Origin of the sequence: Paraburkholderia aromaticivorans, assembly GCF_012689525.1 — a bacterium.
Classification (GTDB): domain Bacteria; phylum Pseudomonadota; class Gammaproteobacteria; order Burkholderiales; family Burkholderiaceae; genus Paraburkholderia; species Paraburkholderia aromaticivorans_A.
The window spans coordinates 531,695-548,279 of the sequence record NZ_CP051515.1; the positions used below are offsets into that span (position 1 = coordinate 531,695).

Here is a 16,585-nt window from a genome sequence, read left to right on the forward strand (position 1 = left end):
AGGAGCACATGATGACCACCTATATTGCGCCGCTGCGCGACATGCATTTCGTAATGAACGAGTTGGCCGGCCTCGACGCTTTATCGTCGCTACCGGGCTTTGAGGACGCGACGCCGGAACTCGCTGGCGCCGTGCTCGAAGAGGCAGCCAGGTTCGCCACCGAAGTGCTTGCGCCGCTCAACAAGACAGGCGACGAGCAGGGGGCGCGCCTGACCGGCGATGGCGTCATTGCGGCAGACGGCTTCGGAGCGGGCTACCTGCAATTCGTTGAAGGAGGCTGGAACGGCCTCAGTGGCGATCCTGACTACGGCGGCCAGGGTCTGCCCGAACTGCTGCATGCGGCCACCGTGGAGATGTGGAACTCCGCCAACATGTCCTTCGCCCTGTGCCCGCTGTTGACGGCCGGCGCCACCGAAGCATTGCGACAGCATGGCTCGCAGGAACTCAAGGCCCGCTACTTGCCGAACCTCATTGGCGGGCAATGGACCGGCACGATGAATCTGACCGAGTCGCAAGCCGGCTCGGACCTGGCGGCCGTTCGCGCGAAAGCCGTTCCTGAGGGAGATCACTATCGCCTGCATGGCCAGAAGATCTTCATCACGTGGGGCGATCATGACATGACCGGCAACGTCATCCATCTCGTGCTGGCGCGCACGCCCGATGCGCCCGAAGGCGTGCGCGGCATTTCGCTTTTTCTGGTGCCCAAGTTCCTCGTGAACGCCGACGGCTCGCTGGGGCAACGCAACGATGTGCACTGCGTGTCCCTCGAACATAAGCTCGGCATTCACGCGAGTCCCACTTGCGTGATGAGTTTCGGCGATCAGGGCGGCGCGATCGGCTATCTCGTCGGACAGGAAAACAAGGGCCTCGCGCATATGTTCACGATGATGAACGAGGCCCGCCAGAAGGTCGGCATTCAAGGTTTGGCGATGGCTGAGCGCGCGTATCAACAGGCGCGTGAATACGCGAGAGAGCGCGTTCAGGGCAAGCCGGCCGCGAGCAAGTCGAGCACTGCGGTGGCGATCATTCAACATCCGGACGTGCGGCGCATGTTGCTGACAATGAAGGCCCAGGTGGAAGCGATGCGCGGGTTCGCTTACGTGATGGCGGCTAACGCGGATTACGCGCACCGGCATCCGGACGCCGGCGATCGCAACCGCTATCAGACCCGCGTCGATCTTCTGATTCCGGTCCTGAAGGGCTGGTGCACTGAACTGGGTCAGGAGATCGCGTCCATCGGTGTACAGGTGCACGGCGGAATGGGCTACATCGAAGAGACCGGCGCGTGCCAGTACCTGCGCGACGCCCGCATTGCAACCATCTACGAGGGCACGACGGGTATCCAGGCAGCAGACCTGGCAGGCCGCAAGCTCGCCGCCGACAAGGGGGCCGCAATGGCTGAACTGATCGCGGAGATGCGCGAGCTCGCGCTTGAACTGGAACGCAGCACGGATACGCACCTTGTCCCGGTCGGCGCCGCGGTGACCACCGGCGTGCAGGCGTTGGAGGACGCCACCGGGTGGATGCTTCAAGCGCTGGCGAAAGACGTCGACGAAGCATTGGCCAGTTCATTCGACTATCTGATGCTCACGGGCTATGTGTGCGGTGGATGGCAGATGGCGCGCGCCGCGCTGGCCGCGTCGAGAAAATGCGCTGCGGGCGAAGATCCGGACTTCCACGAAGCAAAGATCGCGACGGTGCGGTTCTACGCGGACAAGATACTGCCCAAGGCGAACTCGCATCTGGAGATGATTCGCTCAGGCGCATCCAGCGCATCGGACATCGCGATCGAACAATTCTGATCCACGTTTTCAGACGAGTCGAAGAGATCACAAGACGATATTAGTTCGTCATGCAAAATATAAAATGGAGACAAAAGTGAACACAGTCAGGTATCTGCCCTTATTGGCAGGGGTAATGTGCGCCGGCGCACTGGCCCAGAGTGCGGGCAGTTTCATTGCGACAGGCGGCGGTACATGGATCGACTATGGCATGTCGTCGGCGACGCCATTGCAAAGCACTTCGGCGGCAGGTACTTTCACCTCATCGGGAACGACTGGCCAGATACACAATACCTGGACGATCGAGACGGCGTTCACCTATTTCATCACGGACAACATCGCGATCGATCTGGCGACCGGCGTGCCGCCGAAGCTCAAGCTCTACGCGCAGGGTGCGGTGGCGCCGTTCGGCCCCGGCGGTCCCTCCCTCGGACTGGGCAATCTGCAACCGCTCGCGACAACAAGAGCGTGGCCGCCGATTCTTTTCTTCAAGTACTACTTTGGCGCGGCGCAGGCGAAAGTGCGTCCCTTCATCGGTGTGGGCGTCAACTACACCTGGTATACGGCAGTCCAGCTCAATCCGACATTCAATGGTGCATTGCACTCGGTCGCCGGGCCAGGAGGGGACGTCAAGGCGTCGCTCAGTCCATCGTGGAATCCGGCATTCAATGCGGGCGTCTCCTATAACTTAAGCAAGAACTGGTACGCCACCGCGTCGATGACGTATATGCCGCTCAAGACGAATGCGACGATCACTGCCGTCGCGGCCAACGGGCAAGCCGTGCTGACCAACAGGACGCGCATCACGGCCAATCCGTGGATCGGCTTCGTGGGGATCGGATACCGGTTCTAGCTGAATGGGTCAGTGATCAATGATGCCCTTTCGGTGCGAGGGCGTACAACCAGGAGGGAAGCATGCTAGTCACTCGATATCTGGCGAACGACCTGTTCGCAGGAAAGACCGTTTTCGTTACAGGTGGCAGCAGCGGCATCAATCTCGGCGTGGCGAAGAATTTCGCCGCCTTGGGCGCCCAGGTGGCCATCTGCGGGCGCACCCAGGACAAGCTGGACACTGCTGCAACGGAACTGCGCGCACTCGGCGCCACGGTCTGCCCCATCGTTGCCGACGTCCGTGATTTCACCGCGCTGGAAGCGGCCTTCGCGAGGACCAGGGCGGAACTGGGTCCCATCGACGTGCTGGTTTGCGGCGCGGCCGGCAATTTCCTGGTCCCGGCGGAAAAACTCTCGCCCAACGGCTTCAAGACTGTCATCGACATCGATCTGCTTGGCGCTTTCAACGCCTCACGGGCGGCCTTCGACCAGTTGAAGGAGACGCAGGGCGCCATCATTTACATCTCCGCAGGCATGGCGTACATGCCGCACGCCTTCCAGGTGCACGTGGGCGCCGCCAAGGCGGGCATCGATATGTTGATGAGAAACCTGGCGCTGGAGTGGGGGCGTTATGGTATTCGCACGAACAGCATCGTCCCCGGACCCATCGAGGGGACCGAAGGCATGAAGCGGCTGTTGAGCGCAGAGCGACACGAAGAGTTCGTGAACACCATTCCGCTGCGGCGCATGGGCACGGTGGATGACATCGGCCAGAGTGCGGTCTTTCTCGCTTCGCCGCTGGCTTCCTATATTTCCGGCTGTGTGGTTGTTTGCGATGGTGGCCAGAATCTGGCCGGCTCGGCCCTCTTCAACCTAGGTGCCGAGCAGATGCTGCGCGCGCAGGTGAGATGAAAAGAGCGTGAACTTCGAAAGGCTGAGCGTTGGTTTTGTCGATGGCAATGCCGGCGCTCAGAAGGTGCGGGAAGCTCCCCGGCGGACGATCACGCCTTTTGGAAGGTCGATCTCCCGAACCTGCCTGGACGCGTCCCTGTCGACCTGGTAGCATGAGATGCTGCGCGCGCAGCGTCTGTCGAATCAGGGAGTGGTCATATGCGGAAGAGGAAGTTCGCAGGAAAGATGACGGGGGAATCGAGTCTGCCGGAACTGCTGAACCGGCTTGAGTTGGCATTGGCCGGAATGCCCGATCGCCCGTCTGTCTGCAAAGCACTGTCGGATCTCAACAAGCGCCTCGGCTCGGTCGGCGGGCACGCTCCCTCGCGAACCAGCCGATCCGCGCCTTCGCGGCGCCAGCGCCAAACGGCAGTTGAATCTTTGCCGCTGTTTTCTTGAGCGTCAAAGATCGACTCGAACAGCGCGCAACGGAGCGGTTGCCTTGCACCGAAAGCTGAAAAAATGCCAGTACATGCTAGGCAAGCAACAACAGAGTATCAGCGAGCGAGAGCACCGTCGTGCGCGAATCGAAGGCCGTTGAAAAAAGATGATCGTGCACGACCTGATCCGGGTCGTAGCAGCAATCCTTGACGGTGAATAACCGGAAGTCCGCATCGCTCGCGTACGCAACCGACGACAGCACGACGCCGGTCGACGCTATGCCCACCATGATTAGCGTATCGATTCCCTGCGCGGAGAGCCGCGCCTGCAGATCGGTACCAAAGAACACGCTAGCACGATGCGCGATGATGAGCGGTTCAGTGGCCTGCTGGCCGAGTTCCGGCGCAATCTTGTCGTCGACGAAAAGACCCAGTTGCTTGATTCCCTGCCCGTTTCTATTCAACGGACTGACTTCCGGATAGCCTGGACTAAAGTGGATCCTGGCGAAATAGACGCTGACACTTTTGGCCCGCGCGGCGTCGCACAGCTTGCGCGTATTCGCGAGCAAAGTGGGCGCGACCGATGGAAATAACCGCAAGATGTCAGTCTGATAATGCATGACCACTAGAGCGGTTTGCGCAGGGACAATCGCTGGAATCTGCATGTTCACACTTTGCGCTGCAGCGGCGCGTTCCATGCCTTGTTGATGATCTGCCGGATCGACGGGAGCGGATTCAATGCGTGGCGGCATAGGAGCTACGCGATAGAGAAAGGTGCTTGACTCTAGCACGACCACCATGACCCATCAGGTCACGGGGCGCACAAATGAATGCGTATTTGAGTCCCGACTCAGTTGCTCAATAGAAAATGCCCCCCGTTTTGAAGCGGCGCAAGTTTCCTCCGGACGCCGCCGAGGTCATTGCTCTCGATCTCAAGTTCGTCGCTTGACTGCGCAGATTTTGTGTTGGGTGACCGCACACAGAAGCTCAAGAAACGTTGCTCACGGCCGGACGTCGTCGCTCCTCACCCAACTGTAAAAGCCCTCGTGGTCGAGATCGACATTGTTTATTTTCAGGTAGTTAGGGTCGCTCGGAAGATGAGCGAACCAGGATTGGCACAACCCGTGCATTGATAACTGTGGGCACAACGACGAACGGTTTAATGTTACCGCCTCGGCATTAGCATGCATTGCACGGATGCCGAGAAACTTGTCGTTCGTTTGAGCCACTTTGTTAGCGCGCGGCAATGTCCTACACGTCGACCCACCAACGTTGAGCATCGCGCGCCGCAATGGACCTGATCCGGGTGCCTTTGAAATGTTCGACAAGTTTTGGGAGACGCCATGAAAGCGAGATCTATCGCCGTTCTGTTAGTCGCAAGCTCCGCATCGATGGCAGCGCCCGCCTTCGCGGGCGGTAACGACCAGACTTCCTCCTATCGAAGCGACGTCGCTGCGTCAGTAGCGCACCGCGGCCAAACCGCTCAAGCGAAGGCGGCGGCAGAGGGCCACGGCAGCGTGGTTGACGTGAACCACAGCGGCGTCGGCGGTGCTGAACCGGTCAAGTCGCAATCCGGTCGGCGTGCCCCGGGCGATAGCATCAACCCGATGTATCGCGGTGGTTGATGAGCTTGTTCGCGGAGCGCCGGTTCGCTGGTATTCCGCGACTGAAACGTTGCTTCTACGCAGATCGGGGCTCATGTCTTGACGGTGACGTTCCGCACATTGCGGTATCGAGCGGCCGACAAATCGGGACCACTACATGTACTACGGCATCGCATCCAGACACCTACAGATCCAGCGTCAGATTCGCGCCGGTCGCGCGCGAAACGCAGATACACATCAACTTTTCGGCATTGCGCTGTTCGCTCGACAGCACGTCGTCGCGATGATCCGGGCTACCGCTGGTCACCTTGACCGCGCACATGCCGCACTGACCCGTGCGGCATGATGCGGGCGCGTCGACGCCGGCGGCGTGAACGGCGTCCAGAACAGTTTGATCCGCCGCTACTTCAACGGTTTTCCCGCTCCTCGCGAGCGTCACCGTGAGTTGGTGATTCTCTGTCGCGCTAACAGCACTCGCAAAGCGTTCGAAACGGATGCGCTTTTCATCAACCGCGGCAGTGCGGCCGCCGTTGCGTACAGCATCGATCAGGCGCGCCGGTCCGCAGACATAAAAGTACGTGTCACGTGACGCCGTGCTGACCAATGCCGCAGGATCGATACGCGCACCTTCATCGGCCGGATAGACGACGAGGCGCGCTCCGAATTGTGCTTCGAGCTCTTCCAGGAAGGGAGCTTCGCTGCGCGACCTCACCGCGTAGTGCAACTCGAAAGGCTGGTCTCGCGCAGACAGCGCATGTGCCATCGCCTTGATCGGCGTGATGCCGATGCCGCCTGCGATCAAGATCGTGCGACGCGCGGGATCGTCGAGACGAAAGTGGTTTTCGGGCAATCCGCAATGAAGCGTCAGACCCAGCCGGAATGCGTCATGCACGCTGATCGAGCCGCCGCTGCCGGCGTCCTCGCGCAGCACCGCGATTTCGTAGACGTTGCGCCGTCCCGGGTCCGAAGCGATCGAATAACGGTGCGTGGCTACGGTGCCGTCGGCAAGCCGCACCGGCACTTCCAGGTGTGCACCCGCGCTAATTTCCGGCAACGCCGCGCCGGCGATATCGCGCAGTTCGTACGCGCGCACGCGCTCCGTCAATTGACGAACGCCGGTGATCCTCAGCGCGAGCGGGCCATCGCCGAGCTGGTCAGGCTGACGTTGCGCCGACGCCGCGGACGACACTTGCGCCAGTTGCTCTTTCACGCGGCGCAACTGCGCATGAACCGGCGCGACCATGCGGGTCATTTCCGCTTCAGTGAAGCGCGGCGTGATGTGTTGCGGACAGTTCCAGTCGAACCCTTCGATGCTAATCACAAAGACCCGGTCGATGCGGCCGTCGTAACCCGGCGTGCGCACGCGCTCGACAAGCCCGGGATCGTCCGCGAACTCGACGGTATGCGCGCGGCCTAGAAGCTTCAGGCGCCGCTGGTTCGCGTAGTCCATCACGATCATCGCAATACGGTCGTCTTTCTTCAGATTGCCGACGCTGATGTACTGGACGTTGCCGACGAAATCGGTAAAGCCCAACGTCCTGTCGTCGATGACTTTCAGAAAACCGGCCGGCCCGCCGCGATGCTGCACATAGGGCCAGCCGGTTTCGCTGACAGTGGCCTGATAGAAGTGGTCCGCGGCCTTGATGAAGTCGATCTCGCGTCGGCCCAGGCGATCGCCGCGGTCTGACGTTTGGTCCAGATGCGCATACTGTTCCCGGCTTCCCAACAGGGTCTGGATTTCGCGCACCTGCGCGGTGAAGGCGATATCGGAAAAAGCACGTCCCATGGTCAGTTCCTCGTCGTTGAGTCAGGCGATCACGTCATCGAGTCGACGGCGCTTCAGGCGGCGAGCTTCAGGCTGACCTTCGGGAAATCGATATCGACCTGGCTCGCCTTGCCCAGTACGTTGGTCAGGAAGTTCATGCCGACATGGGTGATGATTTCGACGATATCGGAGTCGCTGTAACCGGCGCTGCGCACCTCGGCGAGTTCGAGCGTGCTGATTTCGCCTTTGTTTTCCATCAGGCTGCGCGCGAATTTCACGGCAACCGCGGCTTGTTCATCTTCACTCGTGCCATTGCGGGCAGCCGTGACTTCTTCCGCGGACAAACCGGTTTTGCGGCCGATGGCGGTATGCGCGGAGACACAGTATTCGCAGCCGTTCTGTTGCGCGAGGGTCAGCGCAATCCGTTCGCGCGTCAATGCGTCCAGGGTGCCGGCGTTCGCGACGCCGTGCAGGCCGAGAAAGGCGCGCAGCGCGACCGGAGAGTTGGCGAAGATCTTGAGGAAGTTGGGAACGGTACCCAGTTGTGCATGGATCGCGTCCAGCAGGGCTTGCTGTTCTTCATTGGCGTTGGTGTTGTCGATGGTGGTAATGCGGCTCATGGTGTTTCTCCTGGATTGGATTAAGGGAATTCCGCTGGGCAACCGCCGTTTTGAGCGGACGAACTCAGTCTGGTTGATTCCCGCCATAATGAGAATCGCCGCTACCGGGAATGGATTGTTACCAGACGGGGAATAACGTGGATCGACTCGAAGCAATGACTCTCTTCGTCGCGGTGGTCGACGAGGGTGGGTTCGCCGCCGCGGCGCGCAAGATGAAGATTTCGCCGCCGGTGGTCACGCGTGCGGTGAATAATCTGGAGGCCATGATGGGCGTGCGCTTGCTGGCAAGGACCACGCGCATCGTCCGGCTGACCGAGGTCGGGGCGCGCTACGCGGACGATTGCCGGCGCGTGCTCGCCGATCTGGCGGAATCAGAAGAGGCCGCGGCCGGCACCCATCGCTCGGTGCGCGGGCGGCTGGTCATTACGGCGCCGTCGCTGTTCGGGCGGATCTTCATCACGCCGATCGTGACCGCCTATCTGCGCCGTTATCCCGACACGGAAGTGGAGTGCCGCTTTTTGGACCGGGTGGTCAACATGATGGACGAGGGGGTCGACGTCGCGATCCGGATCGGCCCGCTGCAGGACTCCAGCTATCAGGCGCTGCCCGTGGGGCAGGTACGGCGCGTCGTCTGCGCGTCGCCGGCTTATCTGCAGCAGCACGGCGCGCCGCACACGCCGGCGGATCTGACGCAGCACGTGTTGATTTCGGCGGTAGGCTTGACGCCGTCGCCGGACTGGCGGTTTGCCCATACCGAGGAACCGGTCGTCGTTCATGTGCGCCCGCGGCTGACGGTGTCGTCGAACGACGACGCGATCGTCGCGGCGCTCGATGGCTTCGGCATTACGCGGCTGTTGTCATACATGGTGGCGAAACATCTGGCGGCGGGTACGCTGACGGAAGTGTTGCGCGAGCATGAAACCGCCGTCCTGCCCATTCATGTCATGCAGCATGAAGGACGCCACGCACCAGGGAAGGTCCGTGCGTTTCTGGACATGGCGACGGAAGCACTGCGCGGCGACCCGGCTTTGACTTTGAAGAAGCGTGGCAGGGCGGGGCGCTAGCTGGCGGGTTGCCGTTGTGACGGCAGCCGCTCGCCGGCGTTGCGCGTTCTGCGGCTTCGCGGCGGGACAGGCTGTGAGGCAACGATGCGGTGGATCAGCGCTGGGTCTGCGGAACGGTGGCCGCGCGATTCCAGCAAACTGTTGCATCCACCGGTTGAAACCGCTCTCTTTGCCCATCTCAAACGCATCCTGAAACTGGACCGTTTGCGACTGCGAGGTCCAAACGGTGCTCATGATGAGTTCCTGGTGGTAGCGACTGCGCAAAACCTGCGAAGAATGGCCAGGCGGCCTATGCCAGAACCAGGCAGATGAACCAGGCAGATGCGTGACGAGCAACGGGGATCGTTGTCTCGTTCAAGTTCGCCGCTTCGCCGATTGCCACAACTCGAAAACGTGCTGCCAACTCTTGGGTTTCCAACCAAACAAGATTTTTTCAACACGATCCGGCGGACTACGGTCGTTCATCGCCAACGAGCCGCTGACGCTTTGGATCGACTTGCGCCGATTGCACGAGACGGTAAGCGGTAAGTTCCCTCCGTTCGACATCGCGCCGCCACGCAACACGCCACCCGCTGACGCAGCACGACAACGCTCGCCCCGACCGCTCGACCCACCGCTCCGCAGTAAAATAACTGCGTCAGGAGCGCGTAGAGTACCAAGCGTTATGAAAAACCGTACACGGTTCGCCACGGCGATATTGGCCCTGCTCGTCATCATCGCGTTGCTCTTTATCCCATTGCCGCAGCGGATCGGGTTCGACACGCGCATCGTTACGGTTGCATCGATTCAACGCCCCACCACAGTCGTGTTCGACTATGTCACGACCCCGGCACACTGGCCGGACTGGCATCCGTCATCGCTCGCGGTCAGCGGCTCGGTTGACCATTCGCTCGATCTGGGCGAGCAGGTGACGGAGGAATTCCGAGTAGCGGGCAGGCGCGGCCGCGTCGTGTGGACCGTCGCTGCACGGGAGCCGCCGGCCAGGTGGACGATAGAAGGAAAGATTGATGGCAGACCGGCGGGCACGGTCACTTATTCGCTGACGTCGACCGCGAGCGGAACTCGCTTCGAACGCGAATTCACTTATCGCGCGCCGTCGCTGTGGTTCGCGATATTCAACGGGGTTATGCTGCGCGCGCGGATTCAATCGGAATCCGATACGGCAGTTTCGCAACTTAAGAGCCTTCTGGAAGCGTCGCCGCTGCACTAGATCTGCGCAGCGTCTCAAATGTGCCGATGCAGGCCGCACGCCCGCAGCGCTTCCTCGATCTTTAGGTGGCTACTGTCGTTCGACGCGACGGCCACGTGCACCCATCGCCGGCACAAAATCATGCAAGCGCAAATTTGCACTCGTATACTGGTGCGTATATCAGTCAAGGAAACAGTATGCGGCGAGTGATCGTACGGCGGTCGTCAGTCCACGGGAAGGGTGTGTTCGCAATGCGGCCGCTCGCGGCGGGTGAGTGCGTGCTTGAATACCGGGGCGAACTGACGAGCTGGCGGGAAGCTGTACGCCGGCATCGGCGCGAAGGGGTCGCCGGGCACACGTTTCTTTTTGGCCTGTCGGACGGACGCGTAATCGACGGAAGCCGTGGTGGCAATAGTGCGCGATGGCTGAACCATGCCTGTGCGCCGAACTGCGAGACCATAGAGGATGATGGCCGCATCTTCATTCACACGATCCGGCCAATCGAGGCGGGTGAAGAGTTGTTCATTGAATACCTGTTGACGACTGACGTTCCCTCGGACGAGGACGTTCGAGCCCAGTACGCGTGCCGGTGCGCCGCGGCGGGCTGTCGTCAGTCGATGCTGGCGGCTGTCGCGTGAATCAGCCAATTGATGAGGTCGCAAGGGGCCGATCCGCCTCGACCAATATCCCGGGGACGTCGTCGCCGCCGTCACCCCGTATCGGCCCTCTCTTTGCACTGTTTCCTTTCCTGCGCCCCTATGCCGGCCGCTGGGCGCTCGCGTTCCTCGCGCTGGTGACCTCGGCGGGCGCCACGCTGGTGTTGCCGGTGGCGTTCAAATACCTGATCGATCGTGGCTTCGCCGCAGGCGACCGGGGGCACATCGATCGTTATTTCCTCGCGCTATTTGTCGTATCGCTGGTGCTGGCCGGCGCGACGGCGCTGCGCTTCTACCTCGTGTCATGGCTGGGTGAGCGGGTCACGGCCGACTTACGGCGTGCCGTCTACGATCACGTGCTGCAGATGAGTCCGCAGTTCTTCGAGACCACGCAGACTGGCGAGGTGCTGTCACGGCTGACCGCCGACACCACATTGATCCAGACGGTGGTGGGCACCAGCCTGTCGCTGGGTTTGCGCAACTTTTTCCTGTTGACCGGCGGCGTGGCGATGCTGGCGGTGACGAGCCCGGTGCTGTCCGGCTACATCATCGCGACGCTGGTCGTGGTGGTCGCGCCTATCGTGATCTTCGGCCGGCGCGTGCGGCGGCTCTCGCGCGCGAGCCAGGACAAGATCGCGAACACGAGCGCGCTGGCGGGCGAGGTGCTGAATGCCATGCCGACCGTGCAGTCGTACACGCAGGAGCCTTTTGAAATGCGGCGCTTTGGCGGCGCGGTGGAGGCGGCCTTCGAGACCGCGCTCACGCGCATTCGCGCGCGCGCCTGGTTGACCGCCGTGGTGATCGTGCTGGTGTTCACCGCCATCGTATTCGTGCTGTGGCTCGGGGCGCAGGCGGTGCTGGCCGGACGGATGACGGCGGGCCAATTGTCCCAGTTCATCCTCTACGCGGTGTTCACGGCCGGCGCCGTGGGCGCGGTCGCCGAGGTGTGGGGCGATCTGCAGCGCGCTGCCGGCGCCACCGAACGTTTGCTGCAATTGCTGGCGGCGCGCTCGCCGGTGGTGGAGGCCGAGACGACAGTCGCGCTGCCTGCGCGAGGCGAGGGCATCCGCTTCGACGATGTCAGCTTCTCGTATCCTTCACGCCCAGGCATCGCGGCGCTTTCCGCACTCTCGCTCGACGTCCGTCCGGGCGAACATGTCGCACTGGTCGGTCCGTCCGGCGCGGGCAAGACCACGCTGTTTCAGCTGCTGCTGCGCTTTTACGATCCGCAAGCCGGCCGCATTCTGATCAACGGCGTCCCGACGCGTGATGTGCCGCTCGTCGAATTGCGCAAGGAAATCGGCGTGGTGCTGCAGGAATCGGTGATCTTTTCAGGGAGCGTGCTCGACAATATCCGCTATGGCGCGCCGGAAGCCACGCTCGCGCAAGTACAGCGGGCGGCCGACATGGCCGCCGCGGCCGGCTTTATCGAAGAATTACCGCAGGGCTACGACACTTTTCTCGGCGAGCGCGGCGTGCGACTGTCCGGTGGACAGCGTCAGCGCATCGCGATCGCTCGCGCGATCCTGAAGAATCCGCCCATCCTGCTGCTGGACGAAGCGACCAGTGCGCTCGATGCCGCCAGCGAACGGCTGGTACAAAAGGCGCTGGACAATGCCGCGCAGAACCGCACCACACTGGTCATCGCGCACCGCCTCGCGACCGTCCAACAGGCCGACCGCATTGTCGTGCTGGAACAGGGGCGTATCGTCGCGCAGGGTCGTCACGCGGAACTCCTGCTGAGCTCCCCGCTCTATGCCCAGCTTGCGGCGTTGCAGTTCGGCGAGCCGTCGGGGCAGACGGCGCAGCGCGGCGCCGTGAGCGATCCTATCGGCTCGGCGTAAAGGACGCAAAACCGGCCGCACGGGCAGTCTGGATGAACGACCACGCTAGTGATCGAATGGCGCCATCCGGCGCAGCGCGAGACGAAAGTCGCGTGCGATCGACGAGAGCGCGGCATCGCGCCGGCGAATCAGACCGATGGTTCGCGCGACCGTCGGATCAACCAGAGGCCGGATCGCGATGCGCGCGTGCGCATCACGTGGCGCCGCGCAACGCGGAATGATGGAGATGCCGAGTCCCGCTTCGACGAGCCCCAATGAAGTGGTCAGATGTTCGATCTCGATCAGCCGGTCGGGACGCCAGTCGATATCCCTGAGCGCGGCGTCGAGCATACGCCGGTTGCCGCTCGACGTGCCCGAGACGATCAGCGGCCACGGCCGCAACTCAGGCCACGTCACATGTTCCCTCGCGGCGAGCGGATGATCCGCGGGACAGGCCAGCACGTACGGATCGACAAGCAGTTCGTCGATGGCAAGCTCCGGCGAATCGTTCACGAGAAACGCAATGCCGAATTCCGCCTCGCCGATCGCGACACGTTGCACGACCGTCGCGAGGTTGGCCTCGATGAGCCTGAGCCGTACTTCAGGATGCCGTTTGTGATAACTGCTGACGATCTTCGGCAGCATGAATTTGGCTACGGTCGGAATGCACGCGATGGTCAACTGACCGGTGCGGATACGCGTCGCTTCGCTCACCAGTTCGAGCGAAGCATCGAGCTCACGCAACACGCCCTGCGCGCGCGGCAGCAGCAATTCACCGGAACTGGTGAGCGCGACCGTGCGCGTGGTGCGTTCGAACAGCATGGCGTCGAGCGCTTCCTCGAGCCGTTTGATGCGCCGCGTCAAAGCGGACGCGGACAGGTTCAGTTCGATCGCCGCGTCGTTGAACGATGCATGCGACGCGACCGCGACGAAGGCTCGCAATGCGTCGAGATCGACACCCGGAAAACGGTTCATCTGCACCCCGCTGACTCTTGCATGTGACGCAATAATAATCACGTCGCGTGCAATTCACAAACGCGTCCGGGCTGCGGATACTGAGCACACGACATTTCCGTGCAACCCGTTCCGCGCGATTGCACCCAAAACGGCACCCGAAACGATGAACCAGCACAACGACGTAGGCGCAAACCCTTATACCGGCGGCGTGGCCGCATTCGTCGCGGGCTTGCGGTATGAGGCGATACCGGACGAGGTGCGCGCGCGCATCAAACTGCTGATTCTCGATTCGCTCGGCTGCGCCATTTTCGGCGCCGGGTTGCCGTGGAGCCGCATTCTTGCGGACACCTTGCAGCGCGTCGACAGCACGCCGGGTTGCCACGTGTGGGGCATGCCGTTGCGTTTATCCGCGCCGCACGCGGCGCTCGTCAACGGCACCTTGATCCAGAGTTTCGAACTCGACGACGTGCATCGCGTCGGCGTGCTGCACGTCGGGGCGGTAACCTTGCCGGCCGTGCTGGCCGTCGCCGAACTGCGGTCCGCCGATGCGCCGATGTCAGGCCGCGATTTCCTGCGTGCCTGCGTGGCCGGCTATGAGATCGGTCCGCGCGTGGGCATGTGCATGGGACCGGAGCACATCGCGCAAGGCTGGCATTCGGGCGCGACGGTCGGCGTATTCTCGGCCGCGGCGGGCGCGGCAGCCGCGCTGCGGCTCGATGTGGAGCGGACGGTGCACGCGCTCGGCATCGGCGGCACGCAGGCGGCGGGGCTGATGGCCGCGCAGTTCGGCGCGATGGTCAAACGCATGCACGCGGGGCGTGCCGCGCAAAGCGGCCTGTACGGCGCGTTGCTCGCGCAAAACGGCTTCACGGGTATCGTCGACGTGTTTGAAAACCCGTACGGCGGCTTTTGCAGCACCTTCTCACGTTCGTCGGACCGCTTCGATCTGACGCAACTCGTGGACGGCCTCGGTGAACGCTTCGAAACCATGCGCATCGCGCTGAAGTTTTACTCGTGCGTGGGCAGCAATCACACCACGCTCGATGCGATCCGCGCGATGCAGGCGCGTCATGCCTTCTGTCCGGACGATATCGAGCGGATCGTCGTGCACGGTTCGCGTGTGACGGTCGATCATGTGGGCTGGAAATACGTGCCGCAGGGGCTCACCTCCGCGCAGCTCAACCTGCCGTATTGCGTCGCAACGCTGCTGCTCGAAGGCGACGTTTTCGTCGACCAGTTCAGCGAGGACAAAGTCACGGACCCGCAGCGCATGGCGCTGGCGGATCGCGTGCAAGTGGTCGAGGATCCGTCGATCACGGCGCGCGGCTCGATGCTGCGGCATATGGTGCGCGTCGAGGTGCTGTTGCGTGACGGCACGCGGCTCGAAGAAACGGTCGAAGCGCAACGCGGCAGCGAACACGCGTTCGCGAGCGAAGCGGATATCGTCGGCAAGATGAGAAAGCTTGCCGCGCATCGGATCGACGCACGGCAGATCGCGCGCATCGTCGACTGGGTGATGCACGCCGAAGATCAGCCGGATGCCAGCGAACTCGCGCGCCTCCTCGCGAGCGCGGCCTGAGGAGCCATCGTGGCCGCCACTGCGCACACTCTCCCGTTGTCCGCCACGCCCGCCGCGCGGCGCGAACGGTTGCGGTCGATTATCGGCGGCAGTGCCGGCAACGTCATCGAGTGGTACGACTTTCTCGCGTATTCGATCTTCTCGATCTATTTCAGCAAGGCTTTTTTCCCGGGCGGCAATCAGACCGCGCAACTCCTGAACGCGGCGGCCGTCGCGGCGATCGGTTATGTCGTGCGGCCGCTCGGCAGTTGGGCCATCGGCGCGCTCGCCGACCGGCGTGGGCGGCGCGTGGCGTTGAGCGTGTCGGTCGCGATGATGAGCGTCGGCTCGCTGATCATCGCCTTGACGCCGACGTATGCGTCCATCGGCGTGGCCGCGCCCGCCGTGCTGGTCTGCGCGCGTCTGCTGCAAGGCTTCAGCATGGGCGGCGAAGCGGGCACGAGCGCGACCTATCTGAGCGAGATGGCGCCGACGGGCCGGCGCGGCTTCTTTGTCGGCTTCGTCCAGGTCACGGTGGTGATGGGGCAACTGGTGGCGCTCGCGTTGATGCTCGTGCTGCAACGGTTCGTGTTGACGCCCACGCAACTCGAACAGTGGGGATGGCGGATTCCCTTTGCGATCGGCGGCGCGCTGGCCGTCTTCGCGCTCTATCTGCGGCGCGGCATTGCGGAGACCGATGCATTCGAGCGAGAGGGTGGCGCCGGCGCGCGCACGCAGACAGAGCGCGGCAGCTTGCTGGTGCTGCTGATCCAGCACCGGCGTCAGACGCTGTGGACGATCGGCATCAGCATCGGCGGAACCGTTGCGTTCTACACGTTCACGATCTATCTGCAGAAGTTCATGGTCAACACGACCGGCTTCAGCCGCGATACGGCGACGCTGATCGCAACCGCCGCGCTCGTCATTTACATGGGTTTTCAGCCGCTTTTCGGCCTGTTGTCCGATCTGATCGGACGGCGTCCGGTCATGATGATCTTCGGCGTCGGCGGCACGTTCCTGACGGTGCCTCTGATGCATGCGCTCGGCACGACGCATAGCGCGCTCACCGCGTTCGCATTGAATCTCGCGGCGCTCGGCATTCTCAGCGGCTTTTCGTCGATTCATTGGCTGGTCAAGTCGGAGCTCTTTCCCGCGAAGGTGCGCGCGCTCGGCGTCGGCTTGCCGTTTGCGATCGTGTCGTCGGTAATGGGCGGCACCACCGAATATCTCGCGCTGCGCTTCAAGCACGCGGGCCACGAATCGTGGTTCTTCTATTACGTCAGCGCGTGCGCGGCGGTGTCGCTGCTCACGTATGTGCTGATGCCCGAGACGCGCCATCGGTCGGTAATCGACGAAGAAGCGCGCCAGTGATGTGATCACTCATGTGGTCGCCAAGGTGATCACGA

General features: G+C 62.5%; 13 protein-coding genes and 1 pseudogene. 10 read left to right on the forward strand and 4 right to left on the reverse strand.

Annotated elements, in window-relative coordinates; translation table 11 throughout:
• The first annotated feature begins 11 nt into the window (after positions 1-11).
• From HF916_RS14230 to HF916_RS14240, 3 genes are all read left to right on the forward strand, one after another.
• Positions 12-1,802 carry an acyl-CoA dehydrogenase C-terminal domain-containing protein gene (locus HF916_RS14230; protein WP_168789578.1) on the forward strand — a complete coding sequence of 597 codons (1,791 nt, stop codon included), beginning with the start codon at positions 12-14 and terminating at the stop codon, positions 1,800-1,802.
• A 76-nt stretch (positions 1,803-1,878) separates the two neighbouring features.
• Entirely contained in the window at positions 1,879-2,634 is a 756-nt protein-coding gene (locus HF916_RS14235; protein WP_240975543.1) for an OmpW/AlkL family protein, read from the forward strand.
• 62 nt (positions 2,635-2,696) lie between these two features.
• The gene (locus HF916_RS14240; protein ID WP_168789580.1) at positions 2,697-3,524 is read left to right on the forward strand and encodes an SDR family oxidoreductase; all 828 of its coding nucleotides are present in this window, start codon (positions 2,697-2,699) and stop codon (positions 3,522-3,524) included.
• Between the two features lie 514 nt (positions 3,525-4,038).
• Here the strand turns inward: HF916_RS14240 and HF916_RS14245 are convergent.
• The 3 genes from HF916_RS14245 to HF916_RS14260 all read right to left on the reverse strand — a co-directional run bounded on the left by HF916_RS14245 (position 4,039) and on the right by HF916_RS14260 (position 8,019).
• Positions 4,039-4,641 (reverse strand): isochorismatase family cysteine hydrolase, encoded by a 603-nt coding sequence (locus HF916_RS14245; protein WP_168789581.1) that lies wholly within the window; start codon positions 4,639-4,641, stop codon positions 4,039-4,041.
• A 1,090-nt stretch (positions 4,642-5,731) separates the two neighbouring features.
• Positions 5,732-7,333: a 2Fe-2S iron-sulfur cluster-binding protein gene (locus HF916_RS14255; protein ID WP_168789583.1), complete on the reverse strand. Its 1,602-nt coding sequence runs from the start codon at positions 7,331-7,333 to the stop codon at positions 5,732-5,734.
• A gap of 53 nt (positions 7,334-7,386) precedes the next feature.
• A complete protein-coding gene (locus tag HF916_RS14260; protein WP_240975544.1) occupies positions 7,387-8,019 on the reverse strand; it encodes a carboxymuconolactone decarboxylase family protein in 633 nt (210 codons plus the stop codon).
• Positions 8,020-8,087: 68 nt separating this feature from the next.
• Between HF916_RS14260 and HF916_RS14265 the strand changes: the two genes are divergently transcribed.
• The 5 genes and pseudogenes from HF916_RS14265 to HF916_RS14285 all read left to right on the forward strand — a co-directional run bounded on the left by HF916_RS14265 (position 8,088) and on the right by HF916_RS14285 (position 12,685).
• On the forward strand, positions 8,088-8,996 hold the full coding sequence (locus HF916_RS14265) for a LysR family transcriptional regulator (RefSeq protein ID WP_346777729.1): 909 nt from the start codon (positions 8,088-8,090) through the stop codon (positions 8,994-8,996).
• 165 nt (positions 8,997-9,161) lie between these two features.
• A pseudogene (locus tag HF916_RS14270) lies at positions 9,162-9,308 on the forward strand (IS5/IS1182 family transposase); the annotation flags it as partial.
• Between the two features lie 352 nt (positions 9,309-9,660).
• Complete coding sequence (locus HF916_RS14275; RefSeq protein WP_168792001.1) at positions 9,661-10,206, forward strand: SRPBCC family protein; 546 nt, start codon at positions 9,661-9,663, stop codon at positions 10,204-10,206.
• 176 nt (positions 10,207-10,382) lie between these two features.
• Positions 10,383-10,823: an SET domain-containing protein gene (locus HF916_RS14280; protein ID WP_168789585.1), complete on the forward strand. Its 441-nt coding sequence runs from the start codon at positions 10,383-10,385 to the stop codon at positions 10,821-10,823.
• A gap of 47 nt (positions 10,824-10,870) precedes the next feature.
• On the forward strand, positions 10,871-12,685 hold the full coding sequence (locus HF916_RS14285; protein WP_168792002.1) for an ABC transporter transmembrane domain-containing protein: 1,815 nt from the start codon (positions 10,871-10,873) through the stop codon (positions 12,683-12,685).
• A 45-nt stretch (positions 12,686-12,730) separates the two neighbouring features.
• Here HF916_RS14285 and HF916_RS14290 read toward each other — a convergent pair whose 3' ends face one another.
• Positions 12,731-13,639, reverse strand: a complete 909-nt coding sequence (locus tag HF916_RS14290; RefSeq protein WP_168789586.1) for a LysR family transcriptional regulator — start codon at positions 13,637-13,639, stop codon at positions 12,731-12,733.
• 145 nt (positions 13,640-13,784) lie between these two features.
• Between HF916_RS14290 and HF916_RS14295 the strand changes: the two genes are divergently transcribed.
• Positions 13,785-15,200, forward strand: coding sequence for an MmgE/PrpD family protein (locus HF916_RS14295; protein WP_168789587.1), 1,416 nt, complete (start codon positions 13,785-13,787; stop codon positions 15,198-15,200).
• Positions 15,201-15,209: 9 nt separating this feature from the next.
• Positions 15,210-16,550, forward strand: coding sequence for an MFS transporter (locus HF916_RS14300; protein ID WP_168789588.1), 1,341 nt, complete (start codon positions 15,210-15,212; stop codon positions 16,548-16,550).
• Positions 16,551-16,585: the final 35 nt, after the last annotated feature.